Genomic DNA, 16,831 nt, shown 5'->3' with positions numbered 1-16,831 from the left:
CCTCAGGACTCGGGACATGGTGAGATTTCGGGTGTGGGGTTTCAGGCCTTCGTCTTGATTTTGTAGTGCAGGGTGAGGTTGGTGCCGGGGTAGCGGGTTTCGGTGCTGGTGAGGTGTTCGCAGAGTTCGGCGAGGGCGTTGGTTTTGGCTTTTGTGGGCAGTGGGTCCAGGGTGATCGTCAGGTGGCCTGGGACGGTGGGGTCGATGTCTCCCGGTTGGCTGAAGGCTTGGCGTATGAGGGCGTGGGCTTCGTCGGCACCCCGTTTGTAGCCGGTGTTGGTGCGGATCTCCCGGGCGAGGGTCATCATCGTGTTGTAGGCGGCCATGCGGATGCCGTGATGGATGAGTTTCGTCTCCGTGTCGAGTACTTGCTGGCCGGGGGCGAGGTCACCGAGCCGGACCCGTGCCGGTAACGCCTCGTGGGCGGCTTCGGCTTGGGTGAGTGCTGTTTCGGCCGTCCAGAGTGGTGCTTTGAGGTGGTTGATCATGTCGTTGGTGATCAGGAAGTCCCGGGTGCCGGCGGGTGGGTTTTTCAGGGCAAGTTCGCCGGCATCGACCTTGGCGGTGACGTCCGCGTAGTATTTCCTGGCGGCGAGGACTGCTTGGTAGGCCTTCTTTTTGGCGGGGTTGGGGACTATACGCTCCGGATCGTCATCGGTGCTGGTGTAGGAATCGTGGGAGTCCAGGTCGAAGTGCATTCGGGCGTAGCGGAACTGGTTTTCCTGTCGCCACCGGTTCCCCATCCGGTGGATCGCCTCCCCGGTGGACAAATGGTCGTCGGTGGTGAGGATGTGGATTTGCCGGGTTCCGCCCCCGGTCGCGGCCACGATCCGGCTGATCTGTCGGAGCTGAAACACTTCCCCACTGTTTTTCGTCGTTGTTGCCAGGGGCAGGTCAACGAGCGTGTCCGCCGCCAACCAGGCCCTCGTTTCGCCGTGCTCGTCAACGTGGGTGACCTCGGTGAACAGGGAGGGGTCAATGTCTTCGGTCTTGCCTTTGCGCCAGGTCAGCACGTCAAAACCATTCCCGGCCATGTGTTTGAACAATGCTGGTGACCAGCCACCGCGGTCAAAGCCGACCAACACCGGCCGGGAATCTCCCACCGCGGTACGGAGTTCGGGCAGGAGCCGGCGCAGTTCCCCGGCAAGGGACGCGCCCGGTTCGGCCATGACCACAAACACCGGGGCGCCGTGGGCGTCACTGACCCAGGTTTCCTCGGTCGCCGGGACCGGGAACTTCAACCTCGTCGAGTACAACTTCCCGATTTTCTTCGTGCCTTGGTAGGCGCGCACGTGCCCGTCAACGTAGAGGATCGCTGCCAGGTTCGCCCCGCCCGGGCCAAGGTTGCCCAGGTGATGGGATGCCAGGGCCGCGATCAGTTCCTGCGCGTGGCCGGCTTCGGCGAGCTGGCTGATCCGGCGGCGGATCGTTTTGACCTCCGGGGCCCGATCCAAACCCAGGACCCGCCCGAGGTCCTCCGGGCCGAAACGGGTTGCGCCCTCGGCGCGTGTTTCCCCAGCCAGGGCCCGCAACACCGCATCAATCAGGATTGTTTCCAGCCCGTAAAACCCGTTCGGCAACGCACCATAGGTGGCTTTCGCGCACTCGAGCAGACCGGAGCGTTCCAGGGCGGGGAAAGCCAGGAACAACCCGGCATGCGGGATACGGGCGGCCGGGAAGAACGCCGGGACCGCGCACTCCACTACGCCCGCGGCGGCACGCTCCACGGCACGGGCAACGGGTGCCGGCAGGACCGGAAGCTCCTCCCGGACCGGCTCTGAGAGCGTCAGGGCGGGCGCTGCGTCGGCACTGGGTGCGGCATCTTCGCTGCCAGCCATGGTCACGGCGCGCCGGACGGTGTCGGTGGAGACCCCTGTTGCAGCGGCAGTGGCACGCAGGCTTGCCCCGGTGGCACGGTAGGCACGGATCTCTTCAGCTTTCGTCTCCGTCAACACCGAGGCACGCTTGGGGCCCTTCTTTTCCGGCACCAGGGCCGCCAGGCCCTCGCTGGTGAGCAGCTTGCGCCAGCGACGCAAGGATTCCGGTGTCACCCCGAACCCGGCAGCTACTTCATTGACCTGGGCCGCACCGACCTGTACCAGCTGGGCCGCAGCCAAACGTCGTAAGTCTTCCCGGCCAGCCGGCCATTCAAAAGACTTGAATCCATTGATGAAAACCGTTCCACCAGCGGCCTTGCCATCGAAGAACGCCACTGCGTCTCCAATGAGAGCTGCACCGACTTCTTCCAGGACGGGCAGGGCAGGTTGAATCGTCATTGAAGTCATTGTTTCACCCACCCGCACAAGAAAATCATCACAAATCTATTTTCTCACAGAACGGATTGAATTAACAGCCCCCAGCAACCAAAAACACCGCAAATCCAAGGAAGCACAAAAACTACCTACCGACCATGTCCAGAGTCCTGGGCCTCGTCAAGCTTCTTTTCCGTCCCGCCTGGCGTGACCTTCCATGCCACCAGCAGATGTCTGGCGTCGGCTAACTGCCAAATGTATTCGCCTCCACCATGGCCATGCTTTTGCCCTTGGCCAGCGATCGATTATTCGTTGATTCGGTCCCAAAAGCCTCCACCATTAGCACGCTGACTTGCCTTGCCGAGGTACATAACCGAAGTCTCTGGCACCCACGATCGAGCCGCCGGATCCGTTCCCGATTTTCCACCTGCAAACGCCAGGAAAAGGTGTCACGTAGGCTGGGGCAATCACACAAGTATTGGGGGTAATCCGGTGAATACCGTTGGAGTTTTTGGCATCCTGCCAGTTCTGTACGTGGTCGTCATGGCTGTGCTTATTGGCCTCGCGATTTATGTTCTGGTCCTGGCGATCATCTTCCTCCGGCTTCGAATCGCTGAATTGAAGCGAGCTCAGCCACCGCGGGAAGATACACAGCGGCAGTGACAAAGAAGCACAGGCCTGCGCCTGATCCTGAACTCGTACAGATGTACCGGCAGGGCATTTCCTCCCCGAAGATTGCAATCATCGAAGGCATTGCCGAGAGCACGGTTCGCTACCACCTTGGTATCGCCTTCAAAACAGACCCGGGGCTCCGGGACGAGCACAAGGCGGCCCGGGGGGCCGTCACCCGCCCAACTGCCGGGTTGCGGAACCTGAATGACGTCGTGGCGTTCTTCACCGCCGAAGGACGGCTGCCCACCACTGGCGGGAACACTGCGCGAGAGCGGGCCCTGGGGGCGTGGCTGTACCGCCAGCGGCAGCTTTCGGCTGCCGGCACCATCTCCCCCACCTTTCGTGAAGGGCTGAGCGTCATACCTGGCTGGGATGCCGGACCGTCCTACCAGGACCGTCATGAGGCCCGGTGGGAGCAGCGGCTGCAGGAGCTCATTGACTATAGGACCGCCGGGAACGAATGGCCACGCCACCAGAAAACCGATGACGTCCATGAACGCACCCTGGGAATCTGGCTGCACGGGCAGCGGATCAACCACCGTGACGGCACGCTTACCCCCGGACGGAAAGAGAAGCTGAACGAGCTGCTGCCGGGGTGGCGTGAAGGCAGGGGCCACCGGGGCGGCCGCAAGACGCCAGAATCTTGAATCAACCAGTGTGAATAATCCCGTTATCACTGGTATTAAGCGCTAATCGATAAGACTGCCAAGAGTGAATGAAGCGTTAAGCATTTAGTCCGGATGGCGCCCGGCCTACTCGTAACCTCGAAGGGAAGCGTCCTACTTCCTATTGGGCAGTAGGCTAAGTAGATGCAAAAAACCATAGTGGTCCTGTCGGATGACCTCGACGGCTCCGAAGCCAGTGAAACCATCACGTTCGCCCTTGATGGGGCCGAATACGAGATTGACCTGAATGAAACCAACGCTGCGGAACTCCGTGAAGCCTTGGAACGCTTTACCCAGGCCGCCCGTAAGACTTCCGGTGGCCGCGGTCGACCGGCCGGTCGTAAATCTGCAGGTGGCGGTATCGACACCAAAGCTGTCCGTCTGTGGGCTATCGACAATGGCTTCCAGGTCAACACCCGCGGCCGTATTCAGTCGGACATCATCGAAAAGTACCAGGCTGCGAATTAGGCCAGCACCGGCCAGGAAATGGCTACCGCCTGACGGGTATCTGCTAATACCCGGCTAAGACTCCCCAATCACCAGATCCACAAACATAATCAGGGCCAGAACTCATTTGAGTTCTGGCCCTGATTTGTTTATCTGACGATCGGCGGCAGTTTCATCTGAGCTAGAGACTTCACCGTCGGGGAAGTCTCACGGTTCAACTGCTCGTCGAGGGTCACCTTCAGCCGCGCCGCGAGGATTTCGCGTCGCAACGTGGCAAACACCTCGTCCTTGTGCGCCTGGTGGTCTGCTTGGGGGTACCCATGAGACTCGTCCTCGCTGCTTCCATTCTCTCCAAATACCGGCGGATCGTTGGCTGTGGCCGGGCGGCTTAATTCTCGTATAGAAGAGTGTCCAATCAGCGGTCCGCCCTTCTCCTGCCGGGCGGCGTCCCGGTGTTGCTCCAGGAGGTGCCGGATCTCTTCGTCCCGCATTCTCGTGCCGGACCCTTTCCAGACAGTATCGAACAGCGACTTTTCCTCGGAGTTGGCCAAATCACTCTTGGCCAGAACCCCGAGGATACCGATGCCGTAGGAGAACATCGTGTCGTTGGTCGAGGCAGTGGCATTCAGGGCCCACTGGGCGCGTGTCCACCACTCGGTCATGGCGTCACTCTCACGCGTTCGCCGCAGATTTCTCGCGTCGTTTGCCACGTTGGGCTTGGAAGCACTCTCTTTTTGTCGCAGGTTCCGGAGTCCGACCACGGTGACCCCGATAACCGCGGCCAGGAGAGCGACGGACGCCAGTGCGGCAACGTATGTCCACCACCCTGGATCGCTTGATGAAAGCCCCTCCAGGGCAGCAACAACCCTGTCGGTAATCTCCTGCATCTGCTGATCATTCATCGCACCCCACTCCATATTCACTCCGGCCGCTAAGGGCTCGGGCTTCCTCATCAAGGATCTTGGCCACTGCCCGGAACGCTTTAGGGTCCAGCAGACCGAGGGCTTGGGCGGCGTAATGTCGCACCTCCGCGCGCCTACTCATCCGGGCTTGTTCAAGGTTGGCTTTGACTTGATGGGGCAGTTCCCCGTCCTCTTGGAACAGGTATTGCGGAGCTATATCGAAAACAGTGGCGAGAGCAAGCAGTGCCTCTTCCGGGACCGCCTGTTCTTTGCCGCTCTTGAGCAGGGACCACCGGGTCCGTGAGATGTAGTAGCCGGCCTCTTCCTGAGCGGCGTCGCGTATCGCAGGGTAGTCAAACGGCTGACCAGACTCGGTCCTGATGGTGTCCAGAAGAAGATTTATCTTCCTGGCCAGTGTTTGCGCCCGCCGCAGCCCCGCAGCACGCTGTGGGGAAAGATCAAACTCTTTCACTTATGACTCCAAGTCTTGGCGGCAGAAACGGCAGACCACTCCCGGCGCACTGTCGGACCCTGGGCAGGGCCGCGACATGGCTTTTCGCGTCGGCTCTTCAATCCCGATTTTCCGTTTCCAGGATCTGCTGTTGCTCTCTGTCGGTAATTCGTTTTGTGACCAGCTGGGGCGGCGTGGAGTGCCCCCGAAGACCCTCTGCGTATGTGACAGAGAAGTCAGGGTAGTTCCATAGGGCCTGGACCGCCAGCGTTAGGATTTGTCTCGGGGACAATGGTGAACCGGCGGGCGACGTCCACGAAGGCAGGTCCTCGCCTTCATCGTCGGGCAATGGTGCAATACCGCTTCCGTCACCTATCTTTCGGCATGCTCGCTCCAGGACTCGCAGTTCTTCGGTGACCAGGCGCAGCGACTCTTCTACGGCCACGTCGGTGTCACGAAGGTCGAGGCGGACGTTAACACCTACAAGCCTGTTGCGGACCCGTCCTAACTGTCCCGCCGCACGGGCAAGGGATTGGATCAGCTCCGGGAGAGTGCACCCGATCGCTGCAGGCAACACTTTGGATAGTTCTGGTTCCTCCGGGAACTCCCAGCGTCGGACATGCTTGTAGATGCGTGTCGCTTCGAAGGAGAGATCACCTTCCCGGTCCTGGTTCTGGGCCTCGGCGATGAAGTTCATCACCGTTTCGTCCTCCGCTGCGGCCATCTCCCGCATGAGGAGATTAATGAAATCCTCCTTTGGGAATATCCCTTGTCGATATGCCTCAAGGCCGGTTTTCATTAGTACGAAGGCTGGGTCTGGAGATTCATGCATAGCCAAGACAATAACCGCTGCCGACTGCCTAGCCTTTACCGAAAGCTGCGGTGGATTCGTGGGAATAACAAGCCGGACATGCTGTTTTATATTGGTTTATCAACGGAAGGTCTCTTTTTGCGGCGATCGCTTGGGGCTATTGCGATCAGGACTTTTTCAGGCTGATAAACCAAAAGAAACGCGCAAAAGCAGATATTTTTGGATCGATCCCATGGGGGCGTGTCACACTCGCATGAAATTGAGTGCGCACCTGGTTGAGGCCGGTGCCAACGGCTACGGGTTGGGTACGCCTAGGCCCAGAAATGGTCAGCAGCGGTTCACGAACGAGTCCATTGGTGGGAGGAGTGGGTGTTAGGCGCCTCTGAGAAGTAGTTGAGCACATTCATGATGCCCTTGGGAGCCGCGCCAAGAGATGGGTTCGTCGCAGGCCCAGGGACGATCGAGATCTATGAGTACGTGTGTCCCTGTGGCGACGGAAAAGTTGTCAGGGAAAATGACAGAACACCCGGCTTCCGTCAACACGACGTGCGGATCCTCTGTGACAAGTGCCGCGAAGAGTGGGACTTTGTCGGTGGTCTTTCCGTGCGGGAGTGGCGCCTGGAGCCCAAGTCCAACGGCGACGTGAGCTGACAGTCAGCTGGATCTGAACCCCGAAACAGCAGCCCCGCTTGATCTCCGGATCAAGCGGGGCTGCTGTTTTTTGAGAATAGATTCATTCGACGGACCCTTTGCCACTAATGGCCACTTTCTGGGCATGATTGGCCTATTTTCGGTCCTCAAAATCCCCCAGGATCAATCACAGCCCACTATCAGCCCACAGAGGGGCTGATAGTGGGCTGCTCTCTCGTCCCAGAATCACCTGTAGCCAACCGTGGGCGGTCTGTGGGCAGCTTCCGACCAGTTCACGGCCAAAAACAACACGTTTCCGGGCTAACCGCTGCATGGCGCGCCTGGCGGCGCTGATTTCGCTGTCCTGCACTGGATGCTCTGTGTTCTTGCCTTTTACTGCCCGATACTGGTCATTCGTGGGCACGTTCTGGTCACAGTCGTCCACAACATTGCAGCCTTCGGGCTGCATTTTTTTCATCACCGCCGCTCTTCGAGCGCCACGCTGTCTTTGAAAGCACGGCGTTAAAGGGAGTGAGGGGCGGGGGCGGTTGGCGACTCACTGGCGCAAAGGCCCCACCCCTCACCAGGTGGTCCGGGAGTGCGGTTCCCTCGAGCCAACACACTAACGGAACGGCTCACGACGGAGTACCACTCTGCGGTGTCCCCTAAAATTGCTCCCACAGCAACCTGCGGACCGGCTCATCGCCTTGCACAACGTGACCTCGTCGGAACGCGCCCAGATGGATATCAGGGGCTTCCATCCACAATGTTCGCCGGTTCAACCTATTTCCTAGTTTTTCAGCACTTCTGCAATCACCTTCTGCATCAGTGACGTTAGTGATGTTCAGATCCCTAAGTTCTCATACGCACGCATGTGGAAAGTTAAGGTCTAGTACGTCACTAACGTCACTTGCCCCTCTCTTGAGCCCCCGGTCAGCCTGGCTAACCCGGCCGAAGGCCGGCAGTTTCTGATTGTCAGTAGCTCCGCGGTGGGGTGTTTGATTGATGTGGGGTATCAAGAACGGAAAAGCTGGGGAAGTGTGCAAGGTGGCGCACTCCCCAACCTCTTTTTGATGCGGCAGCCCTGGACCATTCACACATCCTGGAAACAGGTGTGCGGCTTGCTATAGCGAGCGGTCGTCTTTATCACCAGGTTTCCCATCATCCTCGATCAGAGCCAAGGCGCGTTTCTGCTTGGGCGTCATGACAACCCTAGATCTCTTCACAGCTGGAGCACGGGCCCCAGCCGGCTCTCTCAGACGTTCTGGAGCCACAGCATGATCCAGTCCAAAGTCAGGCGGCTCAGGCGCGGACACAGGCTCAGGACGTTCCTCATCCGCATCCAGCACCACATCGATATCGGCCGTCACGTCATCCATCCATGAACCATCGGGGTGAGCGGCCACAAGGGGGGCTGTGAGGCTGTCTCGGGCCGCATCAGGACCAACAACTACCGTGAGCGACCCTGTACGGCCCTTTGGTGCTCTTACGGGCTTCGGAGCGGCAACCGACCGATGCGATGCCTTGCCCTTGGCAACGTGTTCGGGTTGCAGCATGGCGACGGTTGCTTCGCGACCGAAAGTCGCACCCAGTCCACGGGTTCCCAGGGCACGGGCCTGTCGTTCCTTCCCCTCGGCGTCGATGAACCCGTACGAGAAGTGCTTCTCCTTGCCACGCTCACGAAGCTCAACGCGGCGAGCTGCGAGGCGGTCCCGGAAATCACCCACTGACACGGCCCGACGTTGCTCCTCGGAGATGATCAGCTTGAGGTCGTCACGCCAGACGTAATCACCCTGCTCGCGCTTGGCACGATCCTCCTTGGTCACCTTTTCTGGTGGTGTTGCCATGCGCGCCTTGTTGTCATAGGCCCCCAGACCCAGGCTGTGCATAAACTCCATATCGGCCAGCAGCTCGTCATTGACGTGCGCCAGACGGTGCCGGTTTCCCATCGCCGATGAGAACGCGCGCCCAGCGGGACGCTCCTCACGTACCTCAATCAAGCCGTCGAGACTACCCCCCTGCATCAGTGCAACCTTGTCGCGGAACGAGTTACTACGTGGCTTCCGCCGGTAAACCAGCTCGGCATCACGGTCAGAGATATTCGATACGACGATGTGGTTGTGCAGCAGACCAGACTTACCATCACGCTGCGTCACGACAAGCACCTGATGGCCAGGGAACGTACGCCGCGCGAGCTCCAGCCCGAGCTCATGAACGCGCTCCCCCGATGCCAGATCGTCCATGTCGAACTCTTCCCGGCTGAAGGACTGAACGACGGAGTAGGCCTGTCGGATGATGCTCTGCTGACTGCGCACAGCACGAGTTATCGCGAACGCTTGTGCCGCGATCGGCGCGAAGCAACCGATGCCCGACGCAAATAAATAGCGGCGCTCTCCACTGCCGTCATGCGCCACGCCGTTGAGTACGTAGCTGCACAACCGCGAGGAACTCGTCGTCGCGGTGATGGACGTTACTGCCATGAGTCTTCCTCCAAAAGCTCAACAAGCCCGAGCCGACTCATGATCTGCCCGGGCTTCTTTTCGAGCGCCCACTGTGCACTCATGAACTCCCGGTGACAGGCGCGGAGCGCCTCGCCTGCTTCCGCATCCACGGCTGCACCGGCGTTGACCTTTCTTGCAATTTGGTTGAGCAATACACCCTGCCTGTCGAGCGACCGAGACAACAGCCCAAACGCCCGCACAGCGTCGTCCAGATCCGCGCGCAATTCCTCGATGACCGGCGCGGCATTCGCCGCTGCCGCACCACCGTCGGCTCGCCGAAGCATGAGCCGGGCAGCCTTCGATTCAGACACGCCAAGCGCGCATGCGACATGCAGAACGAGCTTCCGATCCGTGTCCGTCAGCCGCAAAGACATGACGTGTTCCGCCCGCTCCTTCGGTATCTTCGTTTCCTTCGTCATCGCATCTCCCTTGTATCGGTCTCCACCCGTCATGTGTCCAGTTGCCACTCAATGTCCCTTCGGCAATTGGGGTGAGTAGCAACTGGACTGGCAAGCATCGATTTTGTAGTCATTTCGCTTCGCTCATTCCTACAAACTCGGCTTGCCAGGGGCCGGGGCTTCGCCCCGCCCCTGGACCCCAACCCCTCCTAAGCGACAGCGAAATCCACGATCAGAGCATCGAAGATCGCGTTGCGATTCTTAGCTGACCAATCGCTGCCCAGACGCTCCGCCGCAACCTTGCGCAGCACCATGAGCTCCTGCTCTTCACGAAGCTTGAGCTTGCGCTTGCGCAGCAATTCTTCGGCCTCGGCTACGCGCTTCGCAGTGGAAGTCACGGCCTGCTTTGCTCTGTGACGTTCCGGGCCCGTTATTCCCGTCCCGTCGTAACCTGTGCTGCTAGACGGTGCTGCTGTGGTGTCCTCAAACGTGTCCATGTCGTGCCTCCTTGGCATCGGTGTTTGGTTATTCAGCCGGTTCTCGACCGGCTCGGGTGTCATTGGTTTTACTCGCTGTACGGGATGCCTTGGCCAACGGAATTGCCGACGCGCAGATCCCCATGCGCTGTGTCGCCCGTTGGTGGTTGCGGCAGGACAATCTGCATGATGGCTCCGCGGTGATCCACGCCCAGTCCCGTGCGCACGGCGCCCCGATTGGTCTTCTTCTTTTCGAATCCGAGCTTGTCGAGAGCGTGGCCGAAGTCCGTCGATCCGAGCTGATGAGGCTTCGCAATTCCCTCGCTAATGGCCCAGTTGATGTAGGCGTCGTGCAGGATCTTCGTCGTGTCACCACCGTTGGCAGGCGCATCGGTGCAGATCTCGTCGATGAACAGGCTGACCTTGTCCTGCGACTTCGCGTACTTACTCGTCGCCTTCAAGACCTCGTCTGGCTCCCCTAAACCGTTCGCCAGATAGGCAGCGAGGCCTTGCACCATCCACGTCAGAATCCCGTCAGCCTCAAGCTCCAGCTTCTCCCCCAGCCGCGTGTCACGCTCCTCGGGTGGAATGACAACGTCAAAGGGGATCACCCGCATGCGGGCCCAGACAGCAGGATCGTCGGCTGGCAGTGAAGGCAGGTGATTGGTCACCATCAGGGATGTGTGCGACGCCTCGAATGTCACGGCCTTCTTCTCGTAGAGCGATCGAGCCGTGAGCAAGTCCCCGCCGGTCAGCCGTTTCATCAGGGCCGCATCGACACGTGCGGTCTTTGCCGTCTCGGAGAGCACCACGAACCGCGCACCCCTCAGAGCAAGGAATGCCGGGCTGGCCGCGTTCGGGTTGCTTTTGACTTGCTCGAACAAGCTCGGCTCGGCGATCAGGCTGTAGTCGCCAAGTGCGTAGGTGAGCGCCAAGTAGGCAACACCCTTGCCATTGCGACCTTCACCCGTCGCGATTGTGAAGACATGCTCCAAGACCTTGCCGATCAGCGCGAGTCCTGCAAAACGTTGAAAGTATCCGCGCACAGGCTCGTCCGGCAGGCTCTTTTCGAGGAATGCAGCCCACAGTGACGAGGTCACAGATGGGTCATACGCACCCCTGCACACCTTCGTGATCCTGTCGGCGGGGTCGTGTGGCTGCAGGCTAAGCCCGTGCAGATCCAGGGTCCCGTTCGCACAGTTCAGCAGATACGGGTCAGCATCCAGCTCGTCGGCACGCACGGCAATCCCCGGCAGGCTCGAAGCTAGCTGAAGCACGCCCTTGACACCGTTCGCACTCTGACACTTCACCAGATCGCCGAGCAGATCTTTGTCGCCTAGGGCATAACCCGCCATCAGGCGGATCGTTGCCATGACGCTGTTCTGCGACTGCTTATCCCCTGCGTCCTCTGCCCAATGGCTGCCTGTCCAGACTAACCAACCCAGACCGGTGACGTGCATGTGTTTTGAGACGTTGTTGGCAGCGAACTCATGTGCGATTCGGACCTGACCTCGGTGCATCATCGCCGTCGCCATCAGCGATTTGGCCTGTTCTGCTGTAAAGTGATCATCAGCGCCGCCAAACGCTTTTTGGGCCGCCTCGTCTCTGACGGGGCGGCTTTTTGTTGCGGTCATCCCGATGCACCGCCCAGAAGCGAAGCTATCCGGGCGCGCTGCCGCTTGGTCAGGCCAGCCAGAGCGGCATCCAGCTGAACAAGAGCGCCAGCAACGCTGTCATCGACGTCGCCCGGGGCCTTTCCAGCCGCTGCTCCAGCTTCCGCCAGGCGCAGCCAATACCGGCCCCAGAACTTGCAGGCGGGCAGACGGCCGTCAGTGATGTGCTGACGAAGGGTAGTGGCGCTGCCGTAACCCAGCTCGCTGAGCCTGGACAGAGTGAAAAGGCCTAAGAGGGCCACAAAATAGGCCTCATCCTGAGTGGTGAGCGGCTGAGCAACGCCGGCGTCACACTTTCCCTTGGCCTTCGGACCGTCAGAAGCAGTTGCGGCCCGGTCATCGAGGCTAGCAGCGGCAGCTGCGGCACCGTGGCCGTCCGGCATCGGATTAGCTGTCGGCGCGGTTATGGGCTGGGCAACTGCCAGTAGGGAGGCGAGACGGGCGCGCTGTCCTGCGGATAAGGGAAGAGCCTCGGCGGCCACGCCCTTGGCAGCAGCCTCCCCCTTGGCGGGGGCCGCAGCAGCAGCTGTATTTGCCGCAATCGGTACACGAGCAGCTTCGACGTCTGCCGGCTGTGACTCAGGTGTTGTTTCCGTCATCGCGAAACACCTCCGAGGGCAGATGCGAACGTCGAGACGATCAGGTCACGCTGCTCGGGCCTCAGCGGCGGTGCAGCCGCTGCCATGCGCTCAGCCCAGGCTTCCAAGTCCTCTGTTATCGGGACGATCGCCTGGGGTGCAATGGAGGCATCAAGATCAGTCTCGGTGACGAAGACCTTGCCACCGATCTTGACGGCGGGCAAGCGTCCGTCACGGATATAACGGCGAAGGGTGATGACACTGAAGCCGCTGCGCTCGGCGGCAGCTTGAAGGGCGATGTATGGAGTGGTGATAGATGCGACGGCGCTCATCAGAGCACCTCTTCGGCGGTGCTCTGGTGTTCCTGGGCAAGCAGCCAGGTATCGACTGCCTCGGTCCGGTACCGGGTGGTCTTGCCCAGCCGGATGTACGCGGGGCCACAACCCCGGATTCGCCATTCACTGAGAGTGCGCTCGTTAACGTCGAGGCGCTCAGCGAGCGTGGCAGGAGTGAGCAGATTGCTGGAAATGGAGATGGACGTAAACATAAATGAATCCCTTGCTGCTTTTCAGCGGCAAGAGGATCAGCTGACGAGTCATCTCAGGCTTCTATGTCAGCTGTGCACCATGCGGTGCGCATCCACTTGGCGGGAGATCGTTCTCCCTTCCCCTTGTGAAGTTTTCGGGGCGTCTTACATCTCATCACGATTGTACACAGATAACAGGCTATGCACGCGTTCACGACGATATGCCAACTTGAGCGAAAGTGTCTCAGCCTGCGGCGCCAGAGAGTTGATGGGCTGCACGATTCGCCGGACTGCGGCGAAAACGCGCTTTAACGCCAGATATGATCGACCCGTTCCCTGTTGATACCCCGCTGGCCCTTCGAGTCCGGCTCTACGCGGTTGATCTTCACCGTCACTACGGCGCGGATGACTCTGCGTTTGTCGGCCAACGCAAATGCGTCCCAACCCTGGCGGATGGCACCGCTCTGCACGAGTTGAAGCACTAACGGGTCCATCTCAGAAAGCTGTTCCAGCCGCTTTTGGGCTGCTTTGATCTTTGGACCGATCCTGGTTTCTTGGTCCAGTAGGAGATCAAACCGTAGCTTCTCTGCTGCTTCCTTGCGCACGTTGTCCAGATATTCCTGGTAGCCAGTGATCTCCGACAAGACAGCATGGCGCTCTGCGTCAGTGTCCTTGCCGCTTTCCCCGACCGTGGCCAGGAAGTCAGGGCGGGACAACCGCGCCAGCACCAACTTCGTGACCACGTCGTCCAGGTGCTCTTGCCGCATCGCCACGTGGAAACCGGTCTTACCGGGCACACCAACGCAAACGTAGGAGTAGTAGTGCGGATATGGCTGTTCGTTGCCATGCTCGTCAACGGGCTTGGGTAGTGGCTCCCCTGTCGCCTTGTCTTTGCGGCGTCCGGCGTTCTGCTTACCGATGCGCGTCGGCGCCCCGCAAACGCCGCACACTGCAATGCCGGTCAGCAGATACTTTGCCGGCCAGTCGTTCGTCCTCTTGCGCTCCGGAGGGCTCATGATCACCTGAAGCTTTAGCCAGGTATCAAAATCGATGAGCGCAGGCCACATCACTTCTACATGAGCGAGGATCTCACCCCGGTGCTGGCGTTTCCCTGCATAGGCCGGCATGGTCAGCATTTGCTTGACCGCTGGTGCTGTCCAGCCAAGATTCGTCCGGTGTTCCTTTCTGGTCGGGCGCCTCTGCTCTACACCGCGCTCGTTGAAGTCCTTCGCCACGGCATAAAACGACTCGCCCGCCAGGATGCGCCGAGCCGCCTCCTGCACAATGGGCCCCTGTTCAGGATGGGGTTCTATGCGCTCCAGCTCGCCGGTCTTTTGATCATAGACACGGTGGTAGCCGTAAATATTCTTCCCATGGGGGCGGCCTCCTTCAGCAGCAGCTCGAACGTCGCGCTGGATGCGTTCCGATGACTTGTCGCTCTCGTACTCGGCGTCGACGGCATCTTCGAGCAGGCTACGCCGGTCACGGGCATTGCCAGGGTCGTACAACCTGCCATGTGTCGTTACCCAGATGCACACGCTTCGTTCTTTGCACAGGTCAACTAGGTCCACCCACTCACCGACCCGACGGGAGCCACGACTTGACTCCCAGATCGCGAGCACGTCAGCCGCGAACGTGTCTTCTTCCAGGTCTGTTATCAAACGCTTGAAGTCTTCGCGGCCCCTGCGCGCAAAGCGGCTTGCACTGCGGTCTGTGTCGCGGTACGGCGGGTCTGGGTGCAATTCCCAGCCCTGTCGATCGAACGCCTTGACGTTCTCATCGTGCTGCTGATCGGGGCTTTTGCCCGTACCCTTGCTGTCTTTGGAGACCCGCAGGTACTCACGTACGATCAGACTCTTCATACCCACCTCTTTTGCTAACAGTAACACCAGAGACCGCGGTCAGGTGGGTCATGCCCACCGTTTTCATGGCCGCATTCAGTCCTTCGTCCAGTGCGCTGGTATCTCCGGTGACCATGCCCGGGAGGAGACCGGCTGGATCGGCAGCAAGGAAGGACGCACTGGAGACATACCGGACGCGAAGGTCCTTCGCAACGAGCTGCCAGGCCGGGGCGCTGGCATCATCGAGTGCGGCGCTGCTGACGGTCCCGGAACCGGCCCGGGGTGGGAGGGAAGCCGACAGGACAGCGCTTTCTTGCTGGCCTGCGTCCGGCGCCCTCAGCTTCCCGGCCGTCCGGACCAACTGCCCGGGCACCAGGTCTCCCCAGCCCTTGCCGCCCATGACCACAACTGGGGCACGGGTGCGGATGACCTGGCTACTGACCGTAACCTCCTGCGTCTGCGCCGCCACCGACCACCGTTCGGGCGGCCCCGAAGTTCCCGGGACGGTCATGGCCCGCGGGGATCCGGTCACTTCCAGGATGGCCACCACAGAGTTCCCGGCCGCGACAGCTTCGGCAAACGGCCCGTCGTGGCGTTGCGACGAGGAGACGGCCGAATGGGCAGCGGCGGCCGCAGCCAGTAATAAGGCAACCGCGGTGGTCATCAGAAAGCTCCGCCGGCCTGCCAGAAGTCCCCTGCCGTGGAGGGCCCTGATCAGGACGAGCGCGGCCAGCAGCACCAAACCGCAGCATAGCCCAGCCAGCGCCACAGGGTTTAGCCAGACTCCGGCGACGGCGGCACTCCAGACAAGGAAGGCGGGCAGCGCCAGCCTAACGTCCGTGCGCCGACGCGGCGCATCCGCTGATGACGTAGATCGCTCCTTGCCCCGAAGCTTCGCGCCGACGCGTACACCCAGCCTGCCGGCCTTCAGCCCGGCAGACTGGACCGCGAGCCCGGAACTCTGAGACCTGGCTCTCTGTGTCCCGGCCCCCGTCGCCAAAAGAACTGTCCGAGCTGCCGGGTCCGCGGGAGCCCGCTGGCCCTGCACGGCTGAGTCAACAAAGCGGCTCCACGGACTGCGCCTGGCCATCTCAGACACCCACCAGGGGAAGGAGTGTTTCAAGCATCTTGGGACCCACACCGTCCACAGCGTCAAGCTCCTCGACCGACTTGAAGGGGCCGTGCTCCTTGCGCCAGTCCACGATCCGCTGGGCCAGTACTGGCCCAACCTTTGGCAGTGCGTCCAGTTCTTCGATGCTTGCTGTGTTGAGGTTGACCTTCCCTTCTGCTGATGCGGTCCCGCCGCCGGTCACCTCCCCTGCTTCCCCGGGTGGGCCGGAGGAATCGGACGAACCGGCGGGGATTTCCTCACCGGCCTGGGGAACGAAGAGCTTTTGTCCGTCGGTCAGCACGGCGGCAAGGTTGAGGCGGTTCAGGTCTGCCGTGGGCGTACCGCCGCCGGCTGCGGCGACTGCCTGGTGAACCCGGCTGCCAGCGGGCAGCTGCACAACCCCTGGCACGGCCACGGCACCGGCCACATGGATGATGACAGTTCCGGCCAACGAAGTTTCCGATGGCAGCCCAGGCGGATCGGCCCCGTGGGGCTCCTGGTCCTGGGTTCCTTCCCCTGTGGGGAGGCCTGCCTGGGATGAAGTGTCGCTGAGTGGCCTGACTTCGGGCTGACCGGCGGCCACCTGTGACCAGAACCAGACACTGCCCAGCACCGCGAGTGCGGCGATGAACAGAGCGACCCGCAGGCCCACCCGCCACCTCAGCGCCGGTCCCGTCCTTCCTGTACCGGCCGGGGACTCCTCAGCAGCAAGCAAAGCGGCGTCGTCACCGGAACGGGGAGCATCGCCGTCGTACTCAAAAACCTTTTCGCCGCCGTCGGTGAGCAGAAGCCCCGGGCCAGCTCCGAGCGTGGACTGCAGCCGATCCCGGGCATGCCGGGCCCCCTGGCGTGCTGCTGCTCCAGCGTCCCGGCGTGACATGCACCCAACGCTAGGGA

Annotated in this window: 16 protein-coding genes; 2 read left to right on the top strand and 14 right to left on the bottom strand. The window is 60.9% G+C overall.

The genetic code is table 11. The features are described 5' to 3' along the window. Nucleotides 1-41 precede the first annotated feature (41 nt). A complete protein-coding gene (locus DAD99_RS18140) occupies nucleotides 42-2,276 on the bottom strand; it encodes a putative transposase (RefSeq protein WP_193342623.1) in 2,235 nt (744 codons plus the stop codon). Nucleotides 2,277-2,911: 635 nt separating this feature from the next. On the opposite strand from DAD99_RS18140, the gene DAD99_RS18135 reads away from it, so the two are divergent. Beyond that, nucleotides 2,912-3,571: a Helicase associated domain protein gene (locus DAD99_RS18135; RefSeq protein WP_309233379.1), complete on the top strand. Its 660-nt coding sequence runs from the start codon at nucleotides 2,912-2,914 to the stop codon at nucleotides 3,569-3,571. A 162-nt stretch (nucleotides 3,572-3,733) separates the two neighbouring features. After that, entirely contained in the window at nucleotides 3,734-4,057 is a 324-nt protein-coding gene (locus DAD99_RS18130) for an Lsr2 family protein (protein ID WP_193342622.1), read from the top strand. A gap of 128 nt (nucleotides 4,058-4,185) precedes the next feature. Here DAD99_RS18130 and DAD99_RS18125 read toward each other — a convergent pair whose 3' ends face one another. The 13 genes from DAD99_RS18125 to DAD99_RS18065 form a co-directional block, all read right to left on the bottom strand. Next, nucleotides 4,186-4,938 (bottom strand): hypothetical protein, encoded by a 753-nt coding sequence (locus tag DAD99_RS18125; protein WP_193342621.1) that lies wholly within the window; start codon nucleotides 4,936-4,938, stop codon nucleotides 4,186-4,188. Beyond that, complete coding sequence (locus DAD99_RS21880) at nucleotides 4,931-5,410, bottom strand: hypothetical protein (RefSeq protein ID WP_227008207.1); 480 nt, start codon at nucleotides 5,408-5,410, stop codon at nucleotides 4,931-4,933. Before DAD99_RS21880 ends, DAD99_RS18125 begins: the two co-directional genes overlap by 8 nt. Before the next feature lie 97 nt (nucleotides 5,411-5,507). Beyond that, a complete protein-coding gene (locus DAD99_RS18115; protein WP_193342620.1) occupies nucleotides 5,508-6,221 on the bottom strand; it encodes a hypothetical protein in 714 nt (237 codons plus the stop codon). A 1,733-nt stretch (nucleotides 6,222-7,954) separates the two neighbouring features. After that, a complete protein-coding gene (locus tag DAD99_RS18110; protein WP_193342619.1) occupies nucleotides 7,955-9,310 on the bottom strand; it encodes a relaxase/mobilization nuclease domain-containing protein in 1,356 nt (451 codons plus the stop codon). Beyond that, nucleotides 9,301-9,750: a hypothetical protein gene (locus DAD99_RS18105; protein ID WP_193342618.1), complete on the bottom strand. Its 450-nt coding sequence runs from the start codon at nucleotides 9,748-9,750 to the stop codon at nucleotides 9,301-9,303. Before DAD99_RS18105 ends, DAD99_RS18110 begins: the two co-directional genes overlap by 10 nt. A 188-nt stretch (nucleotides 9,751-9,938) precedes the next feature. Next, entirely contained in the window at nucleotides 9,939-10,226 is a 288-nt protein-coding gene (locus DAD99_RS18100; protein WP_193342617.1) for a hypothetical protein, read from the bottom strand. Nucleotides 10,227-10,294: 68 nt separating this feature from the next. Continuing rightward, nucleotides 10,295-11,839, bottom strand: coding sequence for a phage/plasmid primase, P4 family (locus DAD99_RS18095; protein ID WP_193342616.1), 1,545 nt, complete (start codon nucleotides 11,837-11,839; stop codon nucleotides 10,295-10,297). Then, on the bottom strand, nucleotides 11,836-12,477 hold the full coding sequence (locus DAD99_RS18090; protein ID WP_193342615.1) for a hypothetical protein: 642 nt from the start codon (nucleotides 12,475-12,477) through the stop codon (nucleotides 11,836-11,838). Before DAD99_RS18090 ends, DAD99_RS18095 begins: the two co-directional genes overlap by 4 nt. Further along, nucleotides 12,474-12,788: a helix-turn-helix domain-containing protein gene (locus tag DAD99_RS18085; RefSeq protein WP_193342614.1), complete on the bottom strand. Its 315-nt coding sequence runs from the start codon at nucleotides 12,786-12,788 to the stop codon at nucleotides 12,474-12,476. The genes DAD99_RS18090 and DAD99_RS18085 overlap by 4 nt, the downstream gene beginning before the upstream one ends. Continuing rightward, nucleotides 12,788-13,003, bottom strand: a complete 216-nt coding sequence (locus DAD99_RS18080) for an AlpA family transcriptional regulator (protein ID WP_193342613.1) — start codon at nucleotides 13,001-13,003, stop codon at nucleotides 12,788-12,790. The genes DAD99_RS18085 and DAD99_RS18080 overlap by 1 nt, the downstream gene beginning before the upstream one ends. 287 nt (nucleotides 13,004-13,290) lie before the next feature. Next, nucleotides 13,291-14,844, bottom strand: coding sequence for a recombinase family protein (locus tag DAD99_RS18075; RefSeq protein ID WP_193342612.1), 1,554 nt, complete (start codon nucleotides 14,842-14,844; stop codon nucleotides 13,291-13,293). Then, nucleotides 14,822-15,487 (bottom strand): hypothetical protein, encoded by a 666-nt coding sequence (locus DAD99_RS18070; protein WP_193342611.1) that lies wholly within the window; start codon nucleotides 15,485-15,487, stop codon nucleotides 14,822-14,824. Before DAD99_RS18070 ends, DAD99_RS18075 begins: the two co-directional genes overlap by 23 nt. A 427-nt stretch (nucleotides 15,488-15,914) precedes the next feature. Next, nucleotides 15,915-16,814, bottom strand: a complete 900-nt coding sequence (locus tag DAD99_RS18065; RefSeq protein ID WP_193342610.1) for a ComEA family DNA-binding protein — start codon at nucleotides 16,812-16,814, stop codon at nucleotides 15,915-15,917. Nucleotides 16,815-16,831: the final 17 nt, after the last annotated feature.

Source organism: Pseudarthrobacter sp. AB1, from assembly GCF_014926485.1.
In the GTDB taxonomy this organism is placed as follows: domain Bacteria; phylum Actinomycetota; class Actinomycetes; order Actinomycetales; family Micrococcaceae; genus Arthrobacter.
This window is presented reverse-complemented; position numbering and strand designations above follow the sequence as displayed.